The sequence below is a fragment of the Amycolatopsis sp. NPDC104587 genome (assembly GCF_055583645.1).
This window is the reverse complement of sequence record NZ_JBVJNO010000005.1, coordinates 518,944-539,555: the sequence shown is the minus strand read 5'-3', so window position 1 is coordinate 539,555 and position 20,612 is coordinate 518,944. Positions and strand designations below refer to the sequence as shown.

17 protein-coding genes are annotated in these 20,612 nt (G+C 71.9%); 14 read left to right on the top strand and 3 right to left on the bottom strand.

The window, feature by feature from the left end:
- Positions 1–4: 4 nt before the first annotated feature.
- From ACZ61C_RS17970 to ACZ61C_RS17935, 8 genes are all read left to right on the top strand, one after another.
- A complete protein-coding gene (locus ACZ61C_RS17970) occupies positions 5–532 on the top strand; it encodes a Trp biosynthesis-associated membrane protein (protein ID WP_465308280.1) in 528 nt (175 codons plus the stop codon).
- A 124-nt stretch (positions 533–656) separates the two neighbouring features.
- Positions 657–1,466 (top strand): indole-3-glycerol phosphate synthase TrpC, encoded by an 810-nt coding sequence (gene trpC, locus ACZ61C_RS17965; protein ID WP_465307968.1) that lies wholly within the window; start codon positions 657–659, stop codon positions 1,464–1,466.
- Positions 1,463–2,674 (top strand): tryptophan synthase subunit beta, encoded by a 1,212-nt coding sequence (trpB, locus tag ACZ61C_RS17960; protein ID WP_465307966.1) that lies wholly within the window; start codon positions 1,463–1,465, stop codon positions 2,672–2,674. The genes trpC and trpB overlap by 4 nt, the downstream gene beginning before the upstream one ends.
- Positions 2,671–3,462 carry a tryptophan synthase subunit alpha gene (gene trpA, locus ACZ61C_RS17955; RefSeq protein WP_465307964.1) on the top strand — a complete coding sequence of 264 codons (792 nt, stop codon included), beginning with the start codon at positions 2,671–2,673 and terminating at the stop codon, positions 3,460–3,462. The genes trpB and trpA overlap by 4 nt, the downstream gene beginning before the upstream one ends.
- Before the next feature lie 90 nt (positions 3,463–3,552).
- Positions 3,553–3,930 (top strand): MerR family transcriptional regulator, encoded by a 378-nt coding sequence (locus ACZ61C_RS17950; RefSeq protein ID WP_465307962.1) that lies wholly within the window; start codon positions 3,553–3,555, stop codon positions 3,928–3,930.
- Between the two features lie 63 nt (positions 3,931–3,993).
- Positions 3,994–4,623, top strand: coding sequence for a hypothetical protein (locus ACZ61C_RS17945; protein ID WP_465307960.1), 630 nt, complete (start codon positions 3,994–3,996; stop codon positions 4,621–4,623).
- A complete protein-coding gene (locus ACZ61C_RS17940) occupies positions 4,620–5,771 on the top strand; it encodes a PrsW family intramembrane metalloprotease (protein WP_465307958.1) in 1,152 nt (383 codons plus the stop codon). Before ACZ61C_RS17945 ends, ACZ61C_RS17940 begins: the two co-directional genes overlap by 4 nt.
- Positions 5,772–5,814: 43 nt before the next feature.
- Positions 5,815–6,465, top strand: a complete 651-nt coding sequence (locus tag ACZ61C_RS17935) for a peptidoglycan recognition protein family protein (protein WP_465307956.1) — start codon at positions 5,815–5,817, stop codon at positions 6,463–6,465.
- Here ACZ61C_RS17935 and ACZ61C_RS17930 read toward each other — a convergent pair.
- Positions 6,457–7,815, bottom strand: coding sequence for a type I glutamate--ammonia ligase (locus ACZ61C_RS17930; RefSeq protein ID WP_465307954.1), 1,359 nt, complete (start codon positions 7,813–7,815; stop codon positions 6,457–6,459). The two genes, ACZ61C_RS17935 and ACZ61C_RS17930, sit on opposite strands and share 9 nt — an antisense overlap.
- Before the next feature lie 54 nt (positions 7,816–7,869).
- Between ACZ61C_RS17930 and ACZ61C_RS17925 the strand changes: the two genes are divergently transcribed.
- Positions 7,870–9,303, top strand: coding sequence for an APC family permease (locus tag ACZ61C_RS17925; RefSeq protein WP_465307952.1), 1,434 nt, complete (start codon positions 7,870–7,872; stop codon positions 9,301–9,303).
- Positions 9,304–9,325: 22 nt separating this feature from the next.
- On the opposite strand, the gene ACZ61C_RS17920 is transcribed toward ACZ61C_RS17925, so the two are convergent.
- Positions 9,326–9,703, bottom strand: coding sequence for a hypothetical protein (locus ACZ61C_RS17920; RefSeq protein WP_465307950.1), 378 nt, complete (start codon positions 9,701–9,703; stop codon positions 9,326–9,328).
- A gap of 161 nt (positions 9,704–9,864) precedes the next feature.
- Here ACZ61C_RS17920 and ACZ61C_RS17915 point away from each other — a divergent pair, with 161 nt between their 5' ends.
- Genes ACZ61C_RS17915 through lgt form a run of 3 tightly spaced genes read left to right on the top strand, consistent with a single transcriptional unit; the run spans position 9,865 to position 13,202 of the window.
- A complete protein-coding gene (locus ACZ61C_RS17915) occupies positions 9,865–10,989 on the top strand; it encodes an amidohydrolase family protein (protein WP_465307948.1) in 1,125 nt (374 codons plus the stop codon).
- Positions 10,986–12,155 carry a M20 metallopeptidase family protein gene (locus ACZ61C_RS17910; RefSeq protein ID WP_465307946.1) on the top strand — a complete coding sequence of 390 codons (1,170 nt, stop codon included), beginning with the start codon at positions 10,986–10,988 and terminating at the stop codon, positions 12,153–12,155. Before ACZ61C_RS17915 ends, ACZ61C_RS17910 begins: the two co-directional genes overlap by 4 nt.
- A gap of 18 nt (positions 12,156–12,173) precedes the next feature.
- Positions 12,174–13,202, top strand: a complete 1,029-nt coding sequence (gene lgt / locus ACZ61C_RS17905; RefSeq protein ID WP_465307944.1) for a prolipoprotein diacylglyceryl transferase — start codon at positions 12,174–12,176, stop codon at positions 13,200–13,202.
- Between the two features lie 242 nt (positions 13,203–13,444).
- Here lgt and ACZ61C_RS17900 read toward each other — a convergent pair whose 3' ends face one another.
- Positions 13,445–14,233, bottom strand: coding sequence for an SDR family oxidoreductase (locus ACZ61C_RS17900; RefSeq protein ID WP_465307942.1), 789 nt, complete (start codon positions 14,231–14,233; stop codon positions 13,445–13,447).
- Positions 14,234–14,544: 311 nt separating this feature from the next.
- Here ACZ61C_RS17900 and gltB point away from each other — a divergent pair, with 311 nt between their 5' ends.
- The gene (gene gltB / locus ACZ61C_RS17895; protein ID WP_465307940.1) at positions 14,545–19,098 is read left to right on the top strand and encodes a glutamate synthase large subunit; all 4,554 of its coding nucleotides are present in this window, start codon (positions 14,545–14,547) and stop codon (positions 19,096–19,098) included.
- The gene (locus ACZ61C_RS17890; protein WP_465307939.1) at positions 19,091–20,599 is read left to right on the top strand and encodes a glutamate synthase subunit beta; all 1,509 of its coding nucleotides are present in this window, start codon (positions 19,091–19,093) and stop codon (positions 20,597–20,599) included. The genes gltB and ACZ61C_RS17890 overlap by 8 nt, the downstream gene beginning before the upstream one ends.
- Positions 20,600–20,612 lie beyond the last annotated feature (13 nt).

The window sequence follows — 20,612 nt, the reverse complement described above, 5'->3', positions numbered from 1 at the left end:
GTGGATGATCGTCGTCGCGCTGCTGCTGGGCGCGCTGGCGCTGTGGGGCGCGTCCCGGCTGACGTGGTTCGCCGAGTTCCGCGACGGCGGCGTGCGCGGGACCGTCCTCTACCGCGAGACCGGTGAGCAGCGCGCGACCGCGCTGGTGCCGCTCGCCCTGCTCGCGCTGGCCGGCGTGGCCGGGGTGATCGCCACCGGCGGCTGGGCGCGGCGCGTGCTCGGCGTCGTGCTGGCGCTGGCCGGCGTCGCCGCGGTCTGGTCCGGCGTGGCCGGGGTCCGCTTCGGCGGTTACGCCGACGGCCTCCCCGTGACGCAGATGCTGCTCGGGCGCGGCCTGGCCGTGCTCGGGGGAATTCTCGTCGCGGCGGGCGGGTTGGCAGCGGTCAAGGGCGCGGGCAAAGCCGCGCGGCTCGGCGCGAAGTACGCGGCGCCGGCAACGCGGAAGAAGGTGCGTGATCCGGACGCCGAGCTGTGGGAAGCGCTGTCGGAGGGGGAGGACCCCACCGACGTCCGGGCCAGGCATTCGGAGTAACGCACGCACCCGGAACCGAGCGCTCCAGATGCGGGGGTTAGCATCGTTTCGGCGGGAAGGGGAAGGTTTTTGTGAGCGACCTTGCGAGTGAATCGGTGACCACGTGCCCGGGCGGGGGCGCCCGGTGAGCGTGCTCGAAGAGATCGTCGCCGGCGTGCGGGAAGACCTCGCCGTGCGGGAGTCCGCGCTGCCGTTCGACGAGCTGAAGATCCGCGCGGCCGCCGCGCAGCCGCCCCGCGACGTGATGTCCGCGCTGCGCGAGTCCGGCATCGGCGTGATCGCCGAGGTGAAGCGGCGCAGCCCGTCCAAGGGTGACCTGGCCGACATTCCCGACCCCGCCGCGCTGGCGAAGGACTACGAGGTCGGCGGCGCGCGGGTGATCAGCGTGCTGACCGAACAGCGCCGCTTCGGCGGTTCGCTGGCCGACCTCGACGCCGTCCGCGCCGCGGTCGACATCCCGGTGCTGCGCAAGGACTTCATCGTCAGCCCCTACCAGGTGCACGAGGCCCGCCTGCACGGCGCCGACATGGTGCTGCTGATCGTCGCCGCGCTGGAGCAGAACGCGCTCGCCGCGCTGCTCGACCGCGTCGAGTCCCTCGGCATGACCGCGCTGGTGGAGATCCACAACGCCGAGGAGGCCGACCGGGCCCTCGAGGCGGGCGCCAAGGTCATCGGCGTCAACGCGCGCAACCTGCACACCCTCGAGGTGGACCGCGACGTCTTCTCGCGGCTGGCCCCCGGCCTGCCGATGGACGTCTACAAGGTCGCCGAGTCCGGCGTCCGCGGGCCGGGCGACCTGATGTCCTACGCCGGGCACGGCGCCGACGCGGTGCTGGTCGGCGAAGGGCTCGTCGCCTCGGGTGACCCGAAGGGCGCCCTGGTCAAGCTCGTCACCGCCGGTTCGCACCCCGCCTGCCCGAGGCCGTCGCGGTGACCGCCGAGCACGGCGAGCACGACCCGGACGAGCGCGGTTACTACGGCCCGTACGGCGGCCGGTTCATGCCGGAGGCGCTGATCGGCGTCGTCGACGAGGTCGCCACCGAGTACGACAAGGCGCGCAACGACCCGGAGTTCCTGAACGAGTTCAACCGCCTGCTGCGGGAGTACGCGGGCCGCCCGTCGCTGCTGACCGAGGCCAAGCGCTTCGGCGAGCACGCCGGCGGCGCACGCGTCTTCCTCAAGCGGGAAGACCTGAACCACACCGGCTCGCACAAGATCAACAACGTGCTGGGCCAGGCGCTGCTCACCAAGCGGATGGGCAAGAAGCGCGTCATCGCCGAAACCGGCGCGGGCCAGCACGGCGTCGCGACGGCCACCGCGTGCGCGCTGCTCGACCTCGACTGCATCGTCTACATGGGCGAGGTCGACACCGAGCGCCAGGCGCTGAACGTGGCCCGCATGCGGCTGCTCGGCGCCCAGGTGATCCCGGTCAAGACGGGGTCGCGGACGCTGAAGGACGCGATCAACGAGGCGCTGCGCGACTGGGTCGCCAACGCCGACACCACGCACTACCTCTTCGGCACGGCCGCCGGCCCGGCGCCGTTCCCGGCGATGGTCCGCAACTTCCACCACGTCATCGGCGAGGAGGCGCGGGCGCAGATCCTCGAGCAGGCCGGCCGCCTGCCCGACGTCGTCGCGGCGTGCGTCGGCGGCGGGTCGAACGCGATCGGCATCTTCTCGGGGTTCTACGACGACCCGTCGGTGCGGCTGGTCGGCCTGGAGCCGGGCGGAGAGGGCATCGAGGGCAACCGCCACGGCGCCACGCTGACCAAGGGGGCCCCGGGCAACCTGCACGGCGCGATGACGTACCTGCTGCAGGACGAAGACGGCCAGACGGTCGAGTCGCACTCGATCTCGGCCGGGCTGGACTACCCGGGCGTCGGCCCGGAGCACGCGTGGCTCAAGGACACCGGTCGCGCCGAGTACCGGCCGGTCACCGACGCCGAGGCGATGGACGCGTTCATGCTGCTGTCCCGGACCGAAGGCATCATCCCGGCGATCGAGTCGGCGCACGCGCTGGCCGGCGCGCTGGTGCTGGGCCGCGAGCTGGGGCCGTCCGGGCTGATCGTGGTGAACCTCTCGGGCCGTGGCGACAAGGACATGGACACGGCGGCGAAGTGGTTCGGACTGGTGAACGAATGAGCGGGCTGGACGACCTCTTCGCGGCGACGCGCGCGGAGGGCCGCGGCGCCCTGATCGGCTACCTCCCGGCCGGGTTCCCGACGGTCGCGGGGTCCAAGGACCTGATCGCGGCGTGCGTCGACGGCGGCGCGGACCTGATCGAGGTCGGCGTCCCGTACTCGGACCCGGTGATGGACGGCCCGACGATCCAGGCGGCCTCGGTGACGGCGCTGGACAACGGCTTCCGCCTCAAGAACGTGTTCGAGGTGGTCGAGTCGGTCTCGGCGCGTGGTGGCCGCGCGGTCGTGATGACGTACTGGAACCCGGTGCACCGCTACGGCGTCGACCGCTTCGCGCGTGACCTCGCGTCGGCGGGCGGGCTCGGCATGATCACACCGGACCTGATCCCGGACGAAGCGGCCCCGTGGATGACGGCGTCCGACGAGCACGGCCTGGACCGCATCTTCCTGGTGGCGCCGTCGTCGTCGGAGGAGCGCATCGCCCGCACGGTGGACGCGGCCTCGGGGTTCATCTACGCAACGGCGGTGATGGGCGTGACGGGCGCGCGCGACCAGGTGGGCGTCCACGCGGAGGACCTGGTCCGCCGCACGCGAGCGCACACGTCCCTGCCGATCGGCGTGGGGCTGGGTGTCCGGTCGGGCGACCAGGCGGCCGAGGTGGCGTCGTTCGCGGACGCGGTGATCGTGGGATCGGCACTGGTGACGGCGGCGGCGGAGGGGCCCGCGGGCGTCCGGGCGCTGTCGGCGGAGCTGGCGGAGGGTGTGCGCCGGACGGTTGCCAAGGCTTGAGTCTGCTGTGACACCCCGTGCCGGGTGGCCAGGCCCAGACCGGACCTCGCCCCTTGACCCGGAGTGCACTCCAGGTGTCACTCTGGGTCGGTGACGTCCTACACTCCGGCTCAAGTAACCGAAAAGACCGGCTTCACCATCGACACCCTCCGCTACTACGAGCGCATCGGCCTGCTCCACGAGGTCGGCCGCACCGCCGGCGGGCGTCGCACCTTCACCGACCACGACGTCGAGTTCCTCCAGCTCCTGCGCTGCCTTCGCTACACCGGCATGCCGGTCGCCCAGATGCTGCGGTTCGTCGAACTGCTCCGCTCCGGTGACGCGACGCAAGACGAGCGGCTCGAAGTCCTCCGTGAGCACGAAACCCGCGTCGCCGGGCAGATCGAGCGGTTGCGGGAACACCAGGAGCACATCCGGTTCAAGATCCGGCTCTACAGCGGGGCGGGTGAGCTCGCGACCGCGGGCTGACGCCGGGAGGCCGGATCTCGCTCTCCGTGTTCTGATGGTGACCACGGACGAGAGGGGAACCGGGTGACCACCACACCGCCGCCGGGCTGGGTGCCCGTCGAGCACCGGCTGTTCGGGCTCGACCGCCGGACCTTCACGCCCGCGCTGGTCGTCCTGGCGATCGCCGTGCTGCTCGTCTACGGGCTACCCGCGCTGAACGCCGCCATCCCGTGGCACAACGAGATCCGGGCCGGTGACCGGCTCGACCTCGGGGACGGCGCGAGCGCCGTCCCGCCCGTGGGCTGGCAGCTGCAGAACGGCACGCTCCTCGGCGCCGCCGCGACGAACCCGGCGACCCTGCAGACCGACCTCGCCACCGGCGGCGCGACCATCGCCCTGCGCGGCGCGCCCTACCGCGGTTCCGCCGAAGACTTCCTCGACCAGGTCGAACGCTCCGAAGGCGACGTGCCCGGCGTCAACGGCGCCCGCGGCACCGTGACCACCGCCGCCGGGCTGACCGGCGTCGGGCAGAGCGGGACCGGGCCGGGCGGCGACGCGCTCGACGTCGCCTTCAAGATGGCCGCGCCCGGTCAGGACGCCGACGCCGCGCCCGCGCTGCTCTTCCGCGTGCGGACCGCGCCGGGCCAGTTCGAGCGCTTCCGCGACGAGATCAACGGCGTCCTGCGCAGCATCACCCCGGGAGCGGGCCGATGACCGCGCCGCCGGAGACCAAGGCGGCCCAGCTCACCGCCATCGAAGAGTCCGGCTGGGGGCAGCCGTTCCGGTTCTTCCAGCCGCACAACCTGGCCTTCTGGGTCTACCTCCTCGGCGTCGGCAGCGGCGCGCTCGCGATGGTGCGGTACTTCGGCACCGGCGGTGCGTTCTACACCCCGGCGCTGACCGGCGGGATCCTGCTGTTCGGGCTCTACCTCGTGCCCTGGTTGCTGCTGCTGCGCCACCAGAACCGCTACACCGCCCAGCCGGGCGGCCTGCTGGCGGCGGCGTTCGCCTGGGGCGGGATCGCGGCGGTGTTCTGGGTCGCCTTCCCGGCCAACACGGCCCTGCTGGAGATCTGGACGAAGCTCGGCGGCACCGCGTTCGCCTCGGACTGGGCCGCGGGCCTGACCGCCCCGATCGACGAGGAGTTCGCGAAGGCGCTCGGGCTGGTGCTCCTGATCGGGCTCGCGCCGCGGCTGGTCCGCAGCGTCTACGACGGCTTCCTCATCGGCGCCTTCCTCGGCCTGGGCTTCCAGGTCTTCGAGGACGTCCTCTACGTCTACAACGGCGCGGCCCAGACCTTCGGCGCCGACCAGCTGAGCTCGTCGCTGCAGATCTTCGTCGTCCGGGGCGCGTCCGGGATCGTGTCGCACGCGCTGTTCAGCGCCATCTTCTGCGCCGGCCTGATGTGGGTGCTGGGCCGGGACCGGGCCGACCGCAACGTCGTCCGCGGCGTGCTGACCATGCTGACGGCGATGGTCTTCCACTTCGCCTGGGACGACATGAGCGGCCTCGGCGGCAACGGGCCGCTCGTCGGCGTGCTGCCGTTCGTGATCGCGGCGGTCGAGCTGACGTTCCTGTTCTACGTCCTGCGCCACGCCGCCCGCCGCGAACGCGGCTGGACGCGCGAGCTGCTCGGCCCGGAGGCCGAGGCCGGGGTCGTCGATCCGCCGCTGCTCGACGCCGTCAGCGGCCTGCGGAAGCAGCGCAAGGCCTACCGCAAGCACGTCCGCAGCCGCCGCGTCGCGCGGCACCGGATGGCCGCGGCGAGCGACCTCGCCCGGGAGATCGCCCGGGCCGGCGGCCAGGAGACCACCCGCGTCGCCCACGCGCGCGCCGAGGTCGTCCGGCTCCACCGGCACTGACGTTTGTACAAAAGCTGTACGCGGCCGAGGCAGAGTCCGCCGCATGGACCTCAGCCACCTCCCGCGGCGCACCTTCCTCCGCGGCGCCGCCGGGCTCGCCGTCGCGGGCGCGACCGGTCTCGTGCTGCCCCGGGCCGCCCAGGCCGCCACCGCGCCCCGGATCCACAGCTGTGCCGAGTGGGGCGCCCGGCCGCCCGCCGACGCGCTCACCACCCTCGACCACCCCGCGAACCGCGTCCTCATCCACCACATCGCGAGCGCCAACAGCACCGACTACTCGCTGGCGCACGCCTTCCAGGTGGCCCGCGACGACCAGCACGACCACATGGACAACAACGGCTGGTCCGACACCGGCCAGCACTTCACCGTCAGCCGCGGCGGCTACCGGCTGGAAGGGCGGCACGGCAGCCTCGACGCCCTGCGCGGGCGCACCACGATGATCCAGGGCGCGCACTGCCCCGGCCAGAACACCAACGCCATCGGCATCGAGAACGAAGGCCTCTACACCAGCGTCGAGCCGCCCGAAGCGCAGTGGGCGTCGCTCGTGGTGTTCTGCGCCTACATCTGCCGCCAGTACGGCATCGGCGTCGAGGAGATCAAGGGGCACCGCGACTTCTACAACACCGAATGCCCCGGTGACCGCCTCTACGCGAAACTCCCGCAGCTGCGCGAGGAAGTGGCCGCCTCAATGTAGGTAACGCACGAGCGCGCAGAGCTCGGCCGGGGGCAGCGCGCCGAGCCGCGCGATCTCGCCGCGTCGCACGTCCATCAACGTCGTCGCGAACTCGGCGCCGAACGCCGACGTCAACGCCGGGTCCGCCTCGAACGCCGTCACCGCTTCGGCCAGCGACGTCGGCAGGCGGACGGCCGAGGGCAGCGTCCCCGGGTCGACGTCCACCGGCTCGGGCAGCGACGCCTCGTCGGCGAGCCCGGCCAGGCCCGCGAACAGCAGCGCCGCCACCACCAGGTACGGGTTCGCGGTCAGGTCGAAGCACTTGACCTCGAAGTTGGCCGCCCGGTCGCGCTGCCCGGCCGGGCCCTGCACCAGCCGCAGCGGCGCCTCGCGGTTTTCCAGGCCCCACACCGAAAACACCCCGGCCCAGTGGTGCGGCTCGAGGCGCAGGTAGCTGATAACCGACGGCGCGCCGATCGCCAGCAGCGCCGGCAGCCGCGAGAAGATCCCCGCGCCGAACGCCTCCGCCGTCGGCGTCAGGCCGAACCGGCCTTCGCCGCCGGCGCACAGGTTGCGGTCGCCGTCCCAGAGGCTCAGGTGGACGTGGCCGCCGTTGCCCACGCCGTCCGGCGCGAACTTCGGGGTGAACGACGCGCGCAGCTGGTGCCGGGCGCTGACCATCCGGATCGTCTCGCGGGTCAGCACCGCGACGTCCGCCGCGCGCACCGGGTCCTCCGGCGCGACCGACAGCTCGAACTGCCCGGCCGCGTACTCCGGGTGGACCTGTTCGACCACCACGCCCTGAGCGGACAAAGTGGACACCAGCTCCCGCAGGTAGCCCGCCTGCGCGGTAAGCCGCGCGAAGCCGTAAGCCGGGCCCGCCGTGGCCGAGCGCGGGTCGTCCGGCGCGTCTTCCGCCGTGATCACCCACTCGATCTCGAACGCCGTCCGCACGTGGTAGCCCAGGGCCGCGAGCCGGGCCGTCGCGGTGGCGGCCAGTGCCCGCGCGTCCTGCGGGTGCGGCTCGCCTTCCTGGTCGTACTTGCGGACCGGCGCCCACGCCCAGCCCGGCTGCGCGGCCAGCGGCACGAGCGCGTCGAGGTCGGGGTGCAGGCGCAGGTCGCCGACCGGGCCGCGGCTGTAGGTCCCGTCGGTGATGTCGTCGGTGGCCAGGAAGAAGTCGAAGGAGCTCGACGCGCCGACGCCCCACGCCGCCGCCGACGACAGCCGGTCCACCGGGACGGCCTTGACCCGCGCGATGCCGCTGTTGTCCACGAAGGTCAGCGCGACCAGCTCGACGCCGGCCGCGCGCAGGCCGTCGGCCCGGAGCGCGCCCTGCTGTGCGAGTTCTGCCCGATCGAGCTGGCTCATCCTGCTCCCGTCGATGTTCACTTGAGTCTTCACCGCAGAAAAGAGGTGGAGATCGTGTCAGACACCGTCGAAACCCGTCCAGGCCTGCGCCGGTCCCTGTCCGTCTGGCAGGCCGTCGGCCTGTCGGTGGCGCTGATGGCCCCGAGCATGGCCGCCAACATCAACCCCCAGCAGACCGCCGCCTCGGCCGGGCGCGCCGTCCCGCTCGCGTTCCTGCTCTCGGCGGTCGGCGTGCTGCTGGTCGCGTACGGCTTCGTCAAGCTCTGCCAGTACTACCAGCACGCCGGCTCGGTGTACGCGTTCGTCGGCGCGACGCTCGGCCCGCGCGCCGGTGTCGTCTCCGGCATCGGCCTTCTCGGCACGTACACGTTCTACGCCGTCGTCACGAGCTCGGCCGCGGGCACGCTCGGCACGGCTTTCCTCACGCAGGTGGGGATCTGGCCGAACCCGCCGTCGTGGGGGCCGTTCGTGCTGACCGCCGTCGCGCTGATGGGCGCTTGGCTGCTCGCGGTGGTCCCCGCGCGTCGCGGAACGAGCACGCTGCTCGCGGTCGAGGGCGCGACGATCGCGGTGATCCTGCTGGTCACGGCGGTGATCCTGGTCCGGCTCATGGCGGGCAACGCCCCGGACGGCGCGCGCTTCACCCTGGACGTGTTCGTCCCGGACACGGGAGTGTCCGGAGTGTTCCTCGGCGCGGTGTTCGGCTTCCTGTCCTTCGCCGGCTTCGAGGCCGCGGCAACGCTCGGCGAGGAGACCCACGACCCGAAGCGCAACATCCCCCGCGCGATCCTCGGCACGGCGATCTTCGGCGGAGTCTATTTCGTGGTGGTCACGGCGGTCGAGATGATGGCGTTCCGCACGGACGCGACGGCGTTCCACGACTCGCTGTCCCTGCTGGGCGACCTCGGCAGCCGCTACGCGGGCGGCTGGGTCGGCGACGTGATCAGCGTCGGCGCGGCGATCAGCGCGTTCGGCTGCTGCCTCGCGTGCATCGTCGGCGGCTCACGGCTGCTGTTCGCCCTGGGCCGCGACGCGGTCGGCGGCCGCGGCATCGGCCGGACGTCCCGCCGGGGCACCCCGGTCGCCGCGGTCACCGTGGTGACGGCCGCGGCGGTGCTGATCATCCTGGTGTGCGCGCTGTTCTTCGGAGCAACGGCGTCGGACACGTTCGCCTGGAGCGGCTCGATCGGCACGTTGGTGCTGCTGGTGATCTACCTGCTGACGACGATCGGCGCGATCCTGCTGCTGTTCGTGAAGCGCCGCATGCGAGTACCGGCGTGGCACCTGGTGTTCCCGATCGGCGCGCTCGCGGTGCTGGGGTACACGGTGTACGTCAACGTGGTCCCGTACCCGGCGGAGGGCCCGGCGCGGTGGTTCCCCGTGGTGGCGGGGGCGGTGCTGGTGCTGGCGGTGATCTTGGTGCTGGCCGCGCCGGGGTTCGCTCGGAGGGTGGGGGAGAGGTTGAGCACGGTGGACGGCGGCGCATGACCGAGGTGCCGAGGCGTATTCGTCAGGCTGCGGCGGCCGGAGGACGCCCGGCCCGTTCGGGGCGGCGTACCACCAGCGCGCCGGCCACTACGATCCCGCCGAGCGCGAGCAGGCCCCAGCCGAAACCGCGCCGCGTCGACAGCGCGCTGTCACACGCGGCCTGGTAACCGGCGGTGCCGTCGGAGAGCCTCCAGCCGGCACCGGCGTCGGCGGCGTAGGCGTTCGTCAAAGCGTTGACGTTCGAATCGTGCGCGGCCTGGCTCATGTCGGTGTGGAACCCGGTCCCGCACGCCACGGACTGCCCACCCGCGGCGGTCGCCTTCACAGGGACCCCGAGCAGGACCAGCGCACCCAGGGCGACGGCGGCTGCGACGACGGCGACGAATGTGCGGGGCGTCATGACGTCCTCCGAGGGAATAGGCAGCGTTTCGGCACAGGTCGCCCCGATCAGCGATCTTGTTACGCGCGTCCGCGAACCGCCCGTCGGTGGGTCCTCGTCCTGTCCGCACCCGGCCTCGCTCGTAAGGTGGAGCAGAGCCTGACCACCACGGACGGAGGCCCATGACCGACCTGCTCCCGTTCGTCGCGGACCTGCCGCTGGTGGACCACCACTGCCACGGCGTGATCACGAAAAACGTGGCCCGCGCGGACTTCGAAGCGATGCTGACCGAGGCCGACACCACCTCGCCGCTCGGCACCAGCCTCTTCGACTCGCTCATCGGGCTCGCCGTGCGCGAACGCTGTGCACCCGTGCTCGACCTGCCGAAGCACACCGAACCCGACGCCTACCTCGAACGCCGCGCCCAGCTGGGCGCGGCCGAGGTGGCGAGGCGGTTCCTGCGGACGACCGGCACCACCGACTTCCTCCTGGACGGCGGTTTCCTCCCCGACGCGCTCACCACGACCGGGGACTTCGCGGACCTCGCCGGCGCCCGCACGCACGACGTCGTCCGGCTGGAACAGGTCGCCGAAGCCGTGATCCGCGGGAGCACGGCCGAAGGGTTCGCCACGGCCTTCACCGACGACCTGGGGAACCGGGCGGAGACCGCCGTCGGGCTCAAGTCGATCGCCGCCTACCGGGTCGGCCTCGAACTGAAACCAGAGCCGCCGACGCCGGGGGAGGTCGCAGCCGCCGCGGGGCGGTGGCTTCGTTCCGGAAAGGCCCGGCTCGCCGACGAGGTCCTCCACCGCTTCCTCGTCTTCACCGGGCTCGACTTCGGCTTGCCCGTGCAGTTCCACGTCGGCTACGGCGACGCCGACGTCGACCTGCACCGGTGCGATCCGCTGCTGCTCACCGGCCTGCTGCGGGCCACCCGCGACCGCGGGGTGCCGATCCTGCTGCTGCACAACTACCCCTTCCACCGCAACGCCGCGTATCTGGCGCAGGTCTTCGAGCACGTGTTCGTCGACGCCGGGCTCATCACGCACAACGCGGGGTTCCGGGCGCCGGCCGTGCTGGCCGAGCTCCTGGAGATCGCGCCGTTCGGGAAGGTGCTCTTCTCGACCGACGCCTTCGGCCTGGCCGAGCTGTACCACCTGGGCACGGCCCTGTTCCGGCAGGGACTGTCCGACTTCCTGCGTGCCGCGCTGGCGAACAGCGCAATGTCCGAAGTGGACGCCGTCCGGATGTGTGCTTTGGTGGGACACGAGAACGCGAAGAGGATCTACCGCTTGGAGCGCGTGTGAGTGACCTGTGGGCCCGGTGGACACGGGCGATCGCCGAGGAACTGCCCGCCGCCGTCGAGCTCCGGCACGCCGTGCACGCCGACCCGCGTGGCTCCGGCGACGAGGAGGACACCGCCAGCCTGGTCGCCGAAGCCCTCGGCGCGGGCAACGGGACCCGGGTCGCCAAGACCGGCCGCGCGATCCGGCTGCCCGGCGGCGAAGGCCCGGCCGTCGCGCTGCGGGCCGAGCTCGACGCGCTGCCGGTGCTGGAAGGCACCGGCGTGCCGTGGGCGTCGGAGTCGGACCTGATGCACGCGTGCGGCCACGACGTCCACCTCGCCGCGCTGGTCGCGGTCGGCCGCGCGGCGGTGCGCGTCGGCGTGCCGCGCCCGATCCTGGCGCTGCTGCAGCCTCGGGAGGAGACGTCGCCGCCCGGCGCGCTCGACGTCGTCGAGTCCGGGGTGCTGGCCGAAGCGGGGGTGGACACGGTGATCGGCGCGCACGTCCAGCCGCGGATCGCGCACGGTGTCGTGTCGGCGGTGCCGGGCCCGGTGAACGCGTCCACCGACGAGTTCGAGGTGACGATGCACGGCCAGGGCGGCCACGCCGGCTACCCGCACCTGCTGCGCGATCCCATCCTGGCGCTGTCCCAGCTGGTCGTGAGCCTGCAGCAGCTGGCGTCGCGCCGGATCGACCCGGTGCACGGCGCGGTCTGCTCGGTCGGCCGCATCCAGGGCGGCGCGGCGGCCAACGTCGTCCCGAACAGCGCGTCGGCGTTCGGCTCGCTGCGCCTGATGCGCGCGAAAGACCGCGAGCGCGCGCTGGCGACGCTCGCGGAGATCGTCCACGGCACCGCGCAGGCCCACGGCTGCACGGCCGAGCTGCAGATCAGCCCGTGCGAACCGGTGCTGGACAACGACCCGGCGCTGGCGGCGGCCGCGCAGGGCTGGCTCCGCCACGGCGGGTTCGCCGTCGACGACGAGTTCCGCTCCTTCGGCGCCGACGACTTCGCCCACTACTGCGGCGGCCCGACCCGCGGGCTGATGCTGTTCGTCGGCCTCGGCGACACGGCCGGCGTGCCCAGCCTCCACGACGAGCGCTTCCTCCCGCGCGACCAGGCCGTCACCCAGGTCGCGCACGCGCTGGTGGCGGGCTACCTGGCCGCCTTGGAGGCGCCGGCGCCTTAGCGCTACGGTGACCGCGTGATGACCGCCTACCTCGCGACGTTCCCGAGCCCCGACCGCGGGGTCTGGCACCTGGGAGCGATCCCGATCCGCGCGTACGCCCTGTGCATCATCGCCGGCATCATCATCGCCATCTGGTGGGGTGAACGGCGCTGGGTCGCCCGCGGCGGCACCAAGGGCACGGTCATCGACGTCGCGGTGTTCGCGGTGCCGTTCGGCCTGGTCGGCGGCCGGTTGTACCACGTCATCACCGACCCCGAGCTGTACTTCACCGAGGGCAAGAACCCCTGGAAGGCCTTCGCGATCTGGGACGGCGGCCTCGGCATCTGGGGCGCCATCGCCCTCGGCGCGGTCGGCGCGCTCATCGCGTGCCGGCGCAAGGGCGTCCCGCTGCCGGCGATGGCGGACGCGATCGCCCCCGGCATCGTCGTCGCGCAGGCCGTCGGCCGCATCGGCAACTACTTCAACCAGGAGCTCTACGGCGCGCACACCGACCTGCCGTGGGGCATGGAGGTCTTCCAGCGCTTCAACCCGGAGGACCCGGAAAACCTGCTGAACGGCGTCGCGACGGGCCACATCCCGCTGCCGGAGAGCCCGGTCCACCCGACCTTCCTGTACGAGCTGATCTGGAACCTGCTGGTCGCGCTGCTGGTCGTGTGGGCGGACCGCAGGTTCAAGCTGGGCCACGGGCGCGCGTTCGCGCTGTACGTCGCGGGTTACACCGTCGGCCGCGGCTGGATCGAGATGATGCGCACCGACACGGCCAACCACATCCTCGGCCTGCGGGTGAACGTCTGGACGTCGATCCTGCTGTTCGCGGCGGCGGTGGTGTACTTCGTGCTGGCGGGCAAGCGGGGGCCGCGAGAGCTGCCGGAGACGCTGCGGAGCAAGGACGCGCCGGGCCCGGAGGAGACGCCGGCCGAGGACGCCACCCCGGAGGGCGAGGGGCCCGAGCACGCCAAGGTCGCGGCCGAGGCCCCGGCGGAGAAGCCCGCCGAAGAGGCCCCGGCGGCTTCGGCGGAGAAGCCGAAGAAGACCGACGAGAGCTGACCGCTCGGCCTTTCCGAAGGCCATCACCAGGACACCCTGTGATGGCAGGCGCGGCTCACCCGCTTCCGGCCGCAAGCGCCCCAAGGCCACATTGGGTGCATTCAACGCACCGAAGGCCACATTGGGTGCGTTCAACGCACCGAAGGCCGCCTTGGGGCGCTGGCCCCTGGTCAACAGCAGCGGACCCGCGCTGAGCAGCCCTCGTCTTCCGCGCTACCCGGGGGCTATCGACAGTCCCGGGGTCACGAAAGGTCCGGCAGGCCCAGGTCCAGGTTGGGCGCCTGCAGCCCGCCGTCCACCTCGAGCACCTTGCCCGTGAGGTACCCGCCGGCCCGCGAGGCCAGGAACACCACGGTCGCCGCGATGTCCTCGGCCTCGCCGAGGCGCTTCAGCGGTGTCGCCGACTCCATCTTGGCGCGCAGCTCCGGGTTGCCCGCCACGATCTCCAGGGCCGACGTCAGGACCGAGCCCACCGAGATCGCGTTCACCCGCACCTTCGGGGCCAGGTCCGCCGCCGCGAGCCGCGTGTAGTGCGCCAGGGCCGCCTTCGCCGTTCCGTACGCCGCGAAGCCGCGGCCGCTGACCCGGCCCATCACCGACGAGATGTTGACGATCGAGCCGCCCGACTCCGCCAGCGAGGGGGCCGCCGCCACCGTCAGCGCGTGGGCGGTCGCCACGTTGAAGCGGAACGCCTCTTCCATGAAGTCCACCGAAGACTCCAGCAGGGGCCGCGGGTACGTGCCGCCGACGTTGTTGACCACCAGGTCGAGCCGGCCGAGCTCGGCCACCGCCGTCGACGCCAGTGCCGCCGTGGCCTCGGGCGAGGAGAGGTCGCCCGGCACGGGCACTGCACGGCGGCCAAGAGCCGTAACGCGCGAAGCGACCTCGGAAAGCTGGGAAGCGGTGCGGGCCGCGATGACCACGTCGGCGCCCGCTTCGGCGAGGGCCACGGCCGTGGCCGCGCCGATCCCGCGTCCCGCGCCGGTGACCACCGCGACCTGCCCGTCGAGCCGGAACCGGTCGAGGATCATGGCCGGAAAGGTAACACGTTCTAGTGATCGGCGACACAGCTCCACTGTGCTGCGTCGGGCCGGTCACGTTAGGCTTGACGCACGTTTCCCAGCCGTATACTTAGCAGAGCGAACTACTGGGAACCCATCAGGAACTATGTCGTTCCGCGCAGCCAGATCGTTACCGTCCGACGCCGTTCGGTGCGCTCGGAACTGCTGCTGGCGTGTTTCCCAGGTGTTAAAGTCGCGCTAACAAGCGGGCCATCGTCGTCCCGTGCGCTCCCCGGCCGGTAGCCCGGCCCGCACGAACAGACGACGAAGGAGGTCCCTTCATGATCTTCTCCGCCATGCCCGGCAAGCAGGGTCTCTACGACCCGGAGACCGAGCAGGACTCCTGCGGTGTGGCCATGGTGGCCGACATCCGCGGACGCCGTTCCCACGGCATCGTCACCGACGGCCTGGCCGCGTTGACCAACCTGGACCACCGGGGCGCCGCCGGCGCCGAGCCGACCAGCGGTGACGGCGCGGGCATCCTGCTGCAGCTGCCCGACACGCTGCTGCGCGCCGAAGCCGGCTTCGCGCTCCCCGAGCCCGACGAACACGGCCACCACACCTACGCCGCGGGCATCGCGTTCCTGCCCGAAGACGCCGAGCAGCGCCGCAAGGCCGTCGAGCTGGCCGAACGCATCGCCGTCGAAGAGGGCCTCGAAGTCCTCGGCTGGCGCGAGGTGCCCGTGGACGCCGACCGGGCCGACATCGGCCCGACCGCCCGCTCGGTCATGCCGCACTTCGCTATGCTCTTCGTGGCCGGTGACGGAAAAGCGGGCGTGGAGCTCGACCGCCTGGCCTTCTGCCTGCGCAAGCGCGTCGAGCACGAAAGCGCGAACTCCGGCTGTGGCACGTACTTCCCGTCGCTGTCCTCGCGGACCATCGTCTACAAGGGAATGGTGACGCCGGAGCAGCTGCCCGCGTTCTTCGCCGACCTGCGTGACGAGCGGCTGGAAAGCGCCATCGCCCTGGTGCACTCCCGCTTCTCCACCAACACGTTCCCGTCGTGGCCACTGGCCCATCCCTTCCGGTTCGTGGCCCATAACGGCGAGATCAACACCATCCGCGGCAACCGCAACCGCATGCGCGCCCGCGAGGCGCTGCTCGAGTCCGAGCTGATCGACGGCGACCTGAGCCGGCTGTTCCCGATCTGCTCGCCGGACGCGTCGGACTCCGCGTCCTTCGACGAGGTCCTCGAGCTGCTGCACCTCGGCGGCCGCTCGCTGCCGCACGCGGTGCTGATGATGATCCCGGAGGCGTGGGAGAACCACGCCACGATGAAGCCGGAACGCCGCGCGTTCTACCAGTTCCACGCCAGCCTGATGGAGCCGTGGGACGGCCCGGCCTGCGTCACCTTCACCGACGGCAGCCTGGTCGGGGCGGTCCTCGACCGCAACGGCCTGCGCCCGGCGCGCTGGTGGCGCACGGCCGACGACCGCGTCGTCCTCGCCAGCGAGGCCGGTGTCCTCGACGTCGCCCCGAAGGACGTGGTGGCCAAGGGTCGCCTCAAGCCCGGCCGGATGTTCCTCGTGGACACCGAGGCCGGCCGGATCGTGGACGACGAAGAGGTCAAGTCCGCGCTGGCCAAGGACCTCCCGTACGAGGGCTGGCTGCACGCCGGGCTGCTCCAGATCGCCGAGCTGCCCGACCGCGACCACGTCGTGCAGAGCCACGACTCGGTGCTGCGCCGCCAGCTTTCCTTCGGCTACACCGAAGAAGAGCTGAAGATCCTGCTCGCGCCGATGGCCGAGAAGGGCGCCGAGCCGATCGGCTCGATGGGCTCCGACACCCCGCCCGCGGTGCTGTCCCAGCGATCTCGGCTCCTCTACGACTACTTCAAGCAGAACTTCGCGCAGGTGACCAACCCGCCGCTCGACGCGATCCGCGAAGAGCTCGTCACCTGCATGGCGCGGATCATGGGCCCGGAGCGCAACCTCCTGGCTCCCGGCCCGGCGTCCTGTCGCCACCTCAAGCTGCCGTACCCGGTGATCGACAACGACGAGCTCGCCAAGCTCATCCACATCAACGACGACGGCGACCTCCCCGGCTTCGCGTGCAGCGTCCTTTCCGGACTGTACGAAGTGGACGGCGGCGCCGAGGCGCTGGCCGGCGCGATCGAGCGGGTCCGCCGTGAGGCGTCCGAGGCGATCGCCGCCGGTGCGCGCACGCTCGTGCTGTCCGACCGCGACTCCGACCACCGGATGGCGCCGATCCCGTCGCTGCTGCTGGTCTCCGCGGTGCACCACCACCTGGTCCGCACCAAGGAACGCCTGCGCGTCGCGCTGGTCGTCGAGTCCGGCGATGCGCGCGAGGTGCACCACATCGCGCTGCTGCTGGGGTACGGCGCCGCCGCGGTCAACCCGTACCTGGCCTTCGAGACCATCGAGGACATGATCGCCCAAGGCGCGGTCACCGGCATCGAGGCCACCAAGGCGATCCGGAACTACGTGCAGGCGCTCGTCAAGGGTGTCCTGAAGATCATGTCCAAGATGGGCATCTCGACGGTGGGCGCGTACACCGCCGCCCAGGTCTTCGAGTCCCTCGGCCTCGGCCAGGACCTGCTCGACGAGTACTTCACCGGGACGTCGTCGAAGCTCGGTGGCGTCGGCCTGAGCGTGCTCGCCGAAGAGGTCGCCGTGCGGCACCGCCGCGCGTACCCGGACAACCCGACCGAACGGGTCCACCGTGGACTCGAGACCGGCGGCGAGTACGCCTACCGCCGCGAGGGCGAGCTGCACCTGTTCACGCCGGAGACGGTGTTCCTGCTGCAGCACGCGTCCAAGACCGGGCGCGAAGAGGTGTACCGCTCCTACACCGACGAGGTGCACCGCCTCTACCGCGAAGGCGGCACGCTGCGCGGGCTGTTCTCCTTCCGCAACGGGGTGCGTGAGCCGATCCCGCTCGACGAGGTCGAGCCGGCCGAGGCGATCTTCAAGCGCTTCAACACCGGCGCGATGTCATACGGCTCGATTTCGGCCGAGGCGCACGAAACCCTGGCCATCGCGATGAACCGGCTCGGCGGCCGGTCCAACACCGGCGAGGGCGGCGAGGACCCCGAGCGCCTCTACGACCCGGAACGCCGCAGCGCGATCAAGCAGGTCGCTTCGGGCCGGTTCGGCGTCACCAGCGAATACCTCGTCAACGCCGACGACATCCAGATCAAGATGGCGCAGGGCGCGAAGCCCGGCGAGGGCGGCCAGCTGCCGCCGAACAAGGTGTACCCGTGGATCGCGCGCACGCGGCACTCGACGCCGGGTGTCGGGCTCATTTCCCCGCCGCCGCACCACGACATCTACTCCATCGAGGACCTGGCGCAGCTGATCCACGACCTCAAGAACGCCAACGAGCACGCCCGCATCCACGTGAAGCTGGTGTCCTCGCTGGGCGTCGGCACGGTCGCGGCCGGGGTGTCCAAGGCGCACGCCGACGTCGTGCTCATCTCCGGGCACGACGGCGGCACCGGCGCGTCCCCGATGAACTCGCTCAAGCACGCGGGCACGCCGTGGGAGATCGGCCTCGCCGAGACTCAGCAGACGTTGCTGCTCAACGGCTTGCGCGATCGGATCACCGTGCAGGTCGACGGCGCGATGAAGACCGGGCGTGACGTGGTCATCGCGGCGCTGCTCGGCGCCGAAGAGTACGGCTTCGCGACGGCCCCCCTCGTCGTCGCGGGCTGCATCATGATGCGCGTCTGCCACCTCGACACCTGCCCGGTCGGCGTCGCCACGCAGAGCCCCGAGCTGCGCAAGCGGTACACCGGCCAGGTCGACCACGTCGTCAACTTCTTCAAGTTCGTCGCCGAAGAAGTCCGGGAAACCCTTGCCGCACTGGGCTTCCGCACGCTCGACGAGGCCATCGGGCACGCCGAGCTGCTCAACACCGACGAGGCCGTCGACCACTGGAAGGCGTCCGGGCTGGACCTGGCGCCGATCTTCGAAATGCCGTCCGAGACCCCGTACGGCGGCGCGAAGCGGCGCACCCGCGGCCAGGACCACGGCCTCGAGCACGCGCTGGACCGCACGCTCATCCAGCTCGCCGAGGCGGCCCTGGAAGATGCGCACAGCGTCAACATCGAGCTGCCGGTGCGCAACGTCAACCGGACCGTCGGCACGCTGCTCGGCTCGGAGATCACCCGCCGCTACGGCGGGGAAGGCCTGCCGGAGGGCACGATCACCGTCAAGCTGACCGGGTCGGCCGGGCAGTCGCTCGGCGCGTTCCTGCCGCGCGGCATCACCCTCGACATGGTCGGCGACGCGAACGACTACGTCGGCAAGGGCCTCTCGGGCGGCCGGATCGTCGTCCGCCCCGACCCGGCGGCCGCGTTCGCCGCCGAGGCGCAGACGATCGCGGGCAACACGATCGCCTACGGCGCGACCGCCGGCGAGATCTTCCTGCGCGGCCAGGTCGGTGAACGTTTCTGCGTCCGCAACTCCGGCGCCACCGTCGTCGCCGAAGGGGTGGGCGACCACGCCTTCGAGTACATGACCGGCGGCCGCGCGGTGGTGCTCGGCCCGACCGGGCGCAACCTGGCGGCCGGCATGTCCGGCGGCATGGCGTTCGTGCTCGACGTCGACCGCAAGAAGGTCAACCAGGACATGGTCGACCTGCTCAAGCCGGGCGCGGACGACCTCGCCTGGCTGAAGAAAACCGTGCAACAGCACTACGATCTCACCCGCTCCGCGGTGGCGGCCTCGCTGCTCGGCGACTGGCCGCGCCGCTCGGCGGCGTTCACGAAGGTGATGCCGCGCGACTACCAGCGGGTCCTGGACGCGGCGAAGGCGGCGCGCGCCGCCGGCCGCGACGTCGACGAGGCGATCATGGAGGCCGCTCGTGGCTGACCCGACCGGTTTCCTGAAGTACGACCGCGAAGAGCCGAAGAAGAAGTCTTACGAGGAAAGGCTTTCCTCGTGGGGTGAGGTCTACGCGGACGTCGACCCGGGCGAGCGCAACGAAAAGGTGCGCAAGCAGGCGTCCCGCTGCATGGACTGCGGCATCCCGTTCTGCCACTCCGGCGGCTCCGGCTGCCCGCTCGGCAACCTGATCCCCGAGTGGAACGACCTGGTCCGCCGCGGTGACTGGGCCGCGGCGAGCGACCGGCTGCACGCCACCAACAACTTCCCCGAGTTCACCGGGAAGCTGTGCCCGGCGCCGTGCGAGGCGGGCTGCGTCCTGTCGATCTCGCCGGACTCGGGCGGGCCGGTGGCGATCAAGCGCGTCGAGCAGACGATCGCCGACCAGTCCTGGGAGGCGGGCTACGTCCAGCCGCAGGTGGCGGAGGTGTCGTCCGGCCAGCGGGTCGCGGTGGTCGGCTCCGGCCCGGCCGGGCTCGCCGCCGCCCAGCAGCTGACCCGCGCCGGCCACGAGGTCACCGTCTTCGAGCGCGACGACCGGCTCGGCGGGCTGCTGCGTTACGGCATCCCCGAGTTCAAGATGGAGAAGAAGGTCCTCGACCGCCGGCTCGCCCAGCTGCGCAAGGAGGGCACCCGGTTCGTCACCGGCTGCGAGGTCGGCGTCGACCTGACGGTGGAAGACCTGCGCGCGCAGTACGACGCGGTGGTCCTCGCGGTCGGCGCGCTACGCGGCCGCGACGACACGGTGACCCCGGGCCGCGAGCTGGCCGGCGTCCACCTGGCGATGGAACACCTGGTGCCGGCCAACAAGTTCGTCGAGGGTGACGGCCCGCCGTCCATCGACGCGCACGGCAAGCACGTGGTGATCATCGGCGGCGGTGACACCGGCGCCGACTCCTACGGCACGGCCACCCGCCAGGGCGCGCTTTCGGTGACGCAGCTGGACCAGTACCCGACCCCACCGTCCACAAGGGACGACGAGCGCTCGCCGTGGCCGACCTGGCCGTACATCCTGCGCACGTACCCGGCGCACGAAGAGGCGGGCGAGCGGAAGTTCGCGGTGGCGGTCAAGCGGTTCGTCGGTTCCTCGGACGGTCGAGTGACGGCGGTGGAGCTCCAGCAGGTGCGGGTGCAGAAGGACCCGTCGACCGGCCGCCGCGAGGTCATCCCGGTCAACGACGAGATCGAGACGCTCCCGGCGGACCTGGTCCTGCTGGCGATCGGCTTCGAGGGCGTCGAGGAGATGCCGCTCCTGGAGGGCCTGGGCCTGTCCCTGACCCGCCGAGGCACGCTGTCGTGCGGCGCGGACTGGCAGACGGAGACCCCGGGGGTCTTCGTCTGCGGCGACGCCCACCGCGGCGCGTCCCTGGTGGTCTGGGCGATCGCAGAGGGCCGTTCGGTGGCCAACGCGGTGGACGCGTTCCTGACGGGCGCGTCGGACCTGCCGGCGCCGGTGCACCCGACGGCGTTGCCGCTCGCGGTCGTCTGAGTTCTCCCGTCCG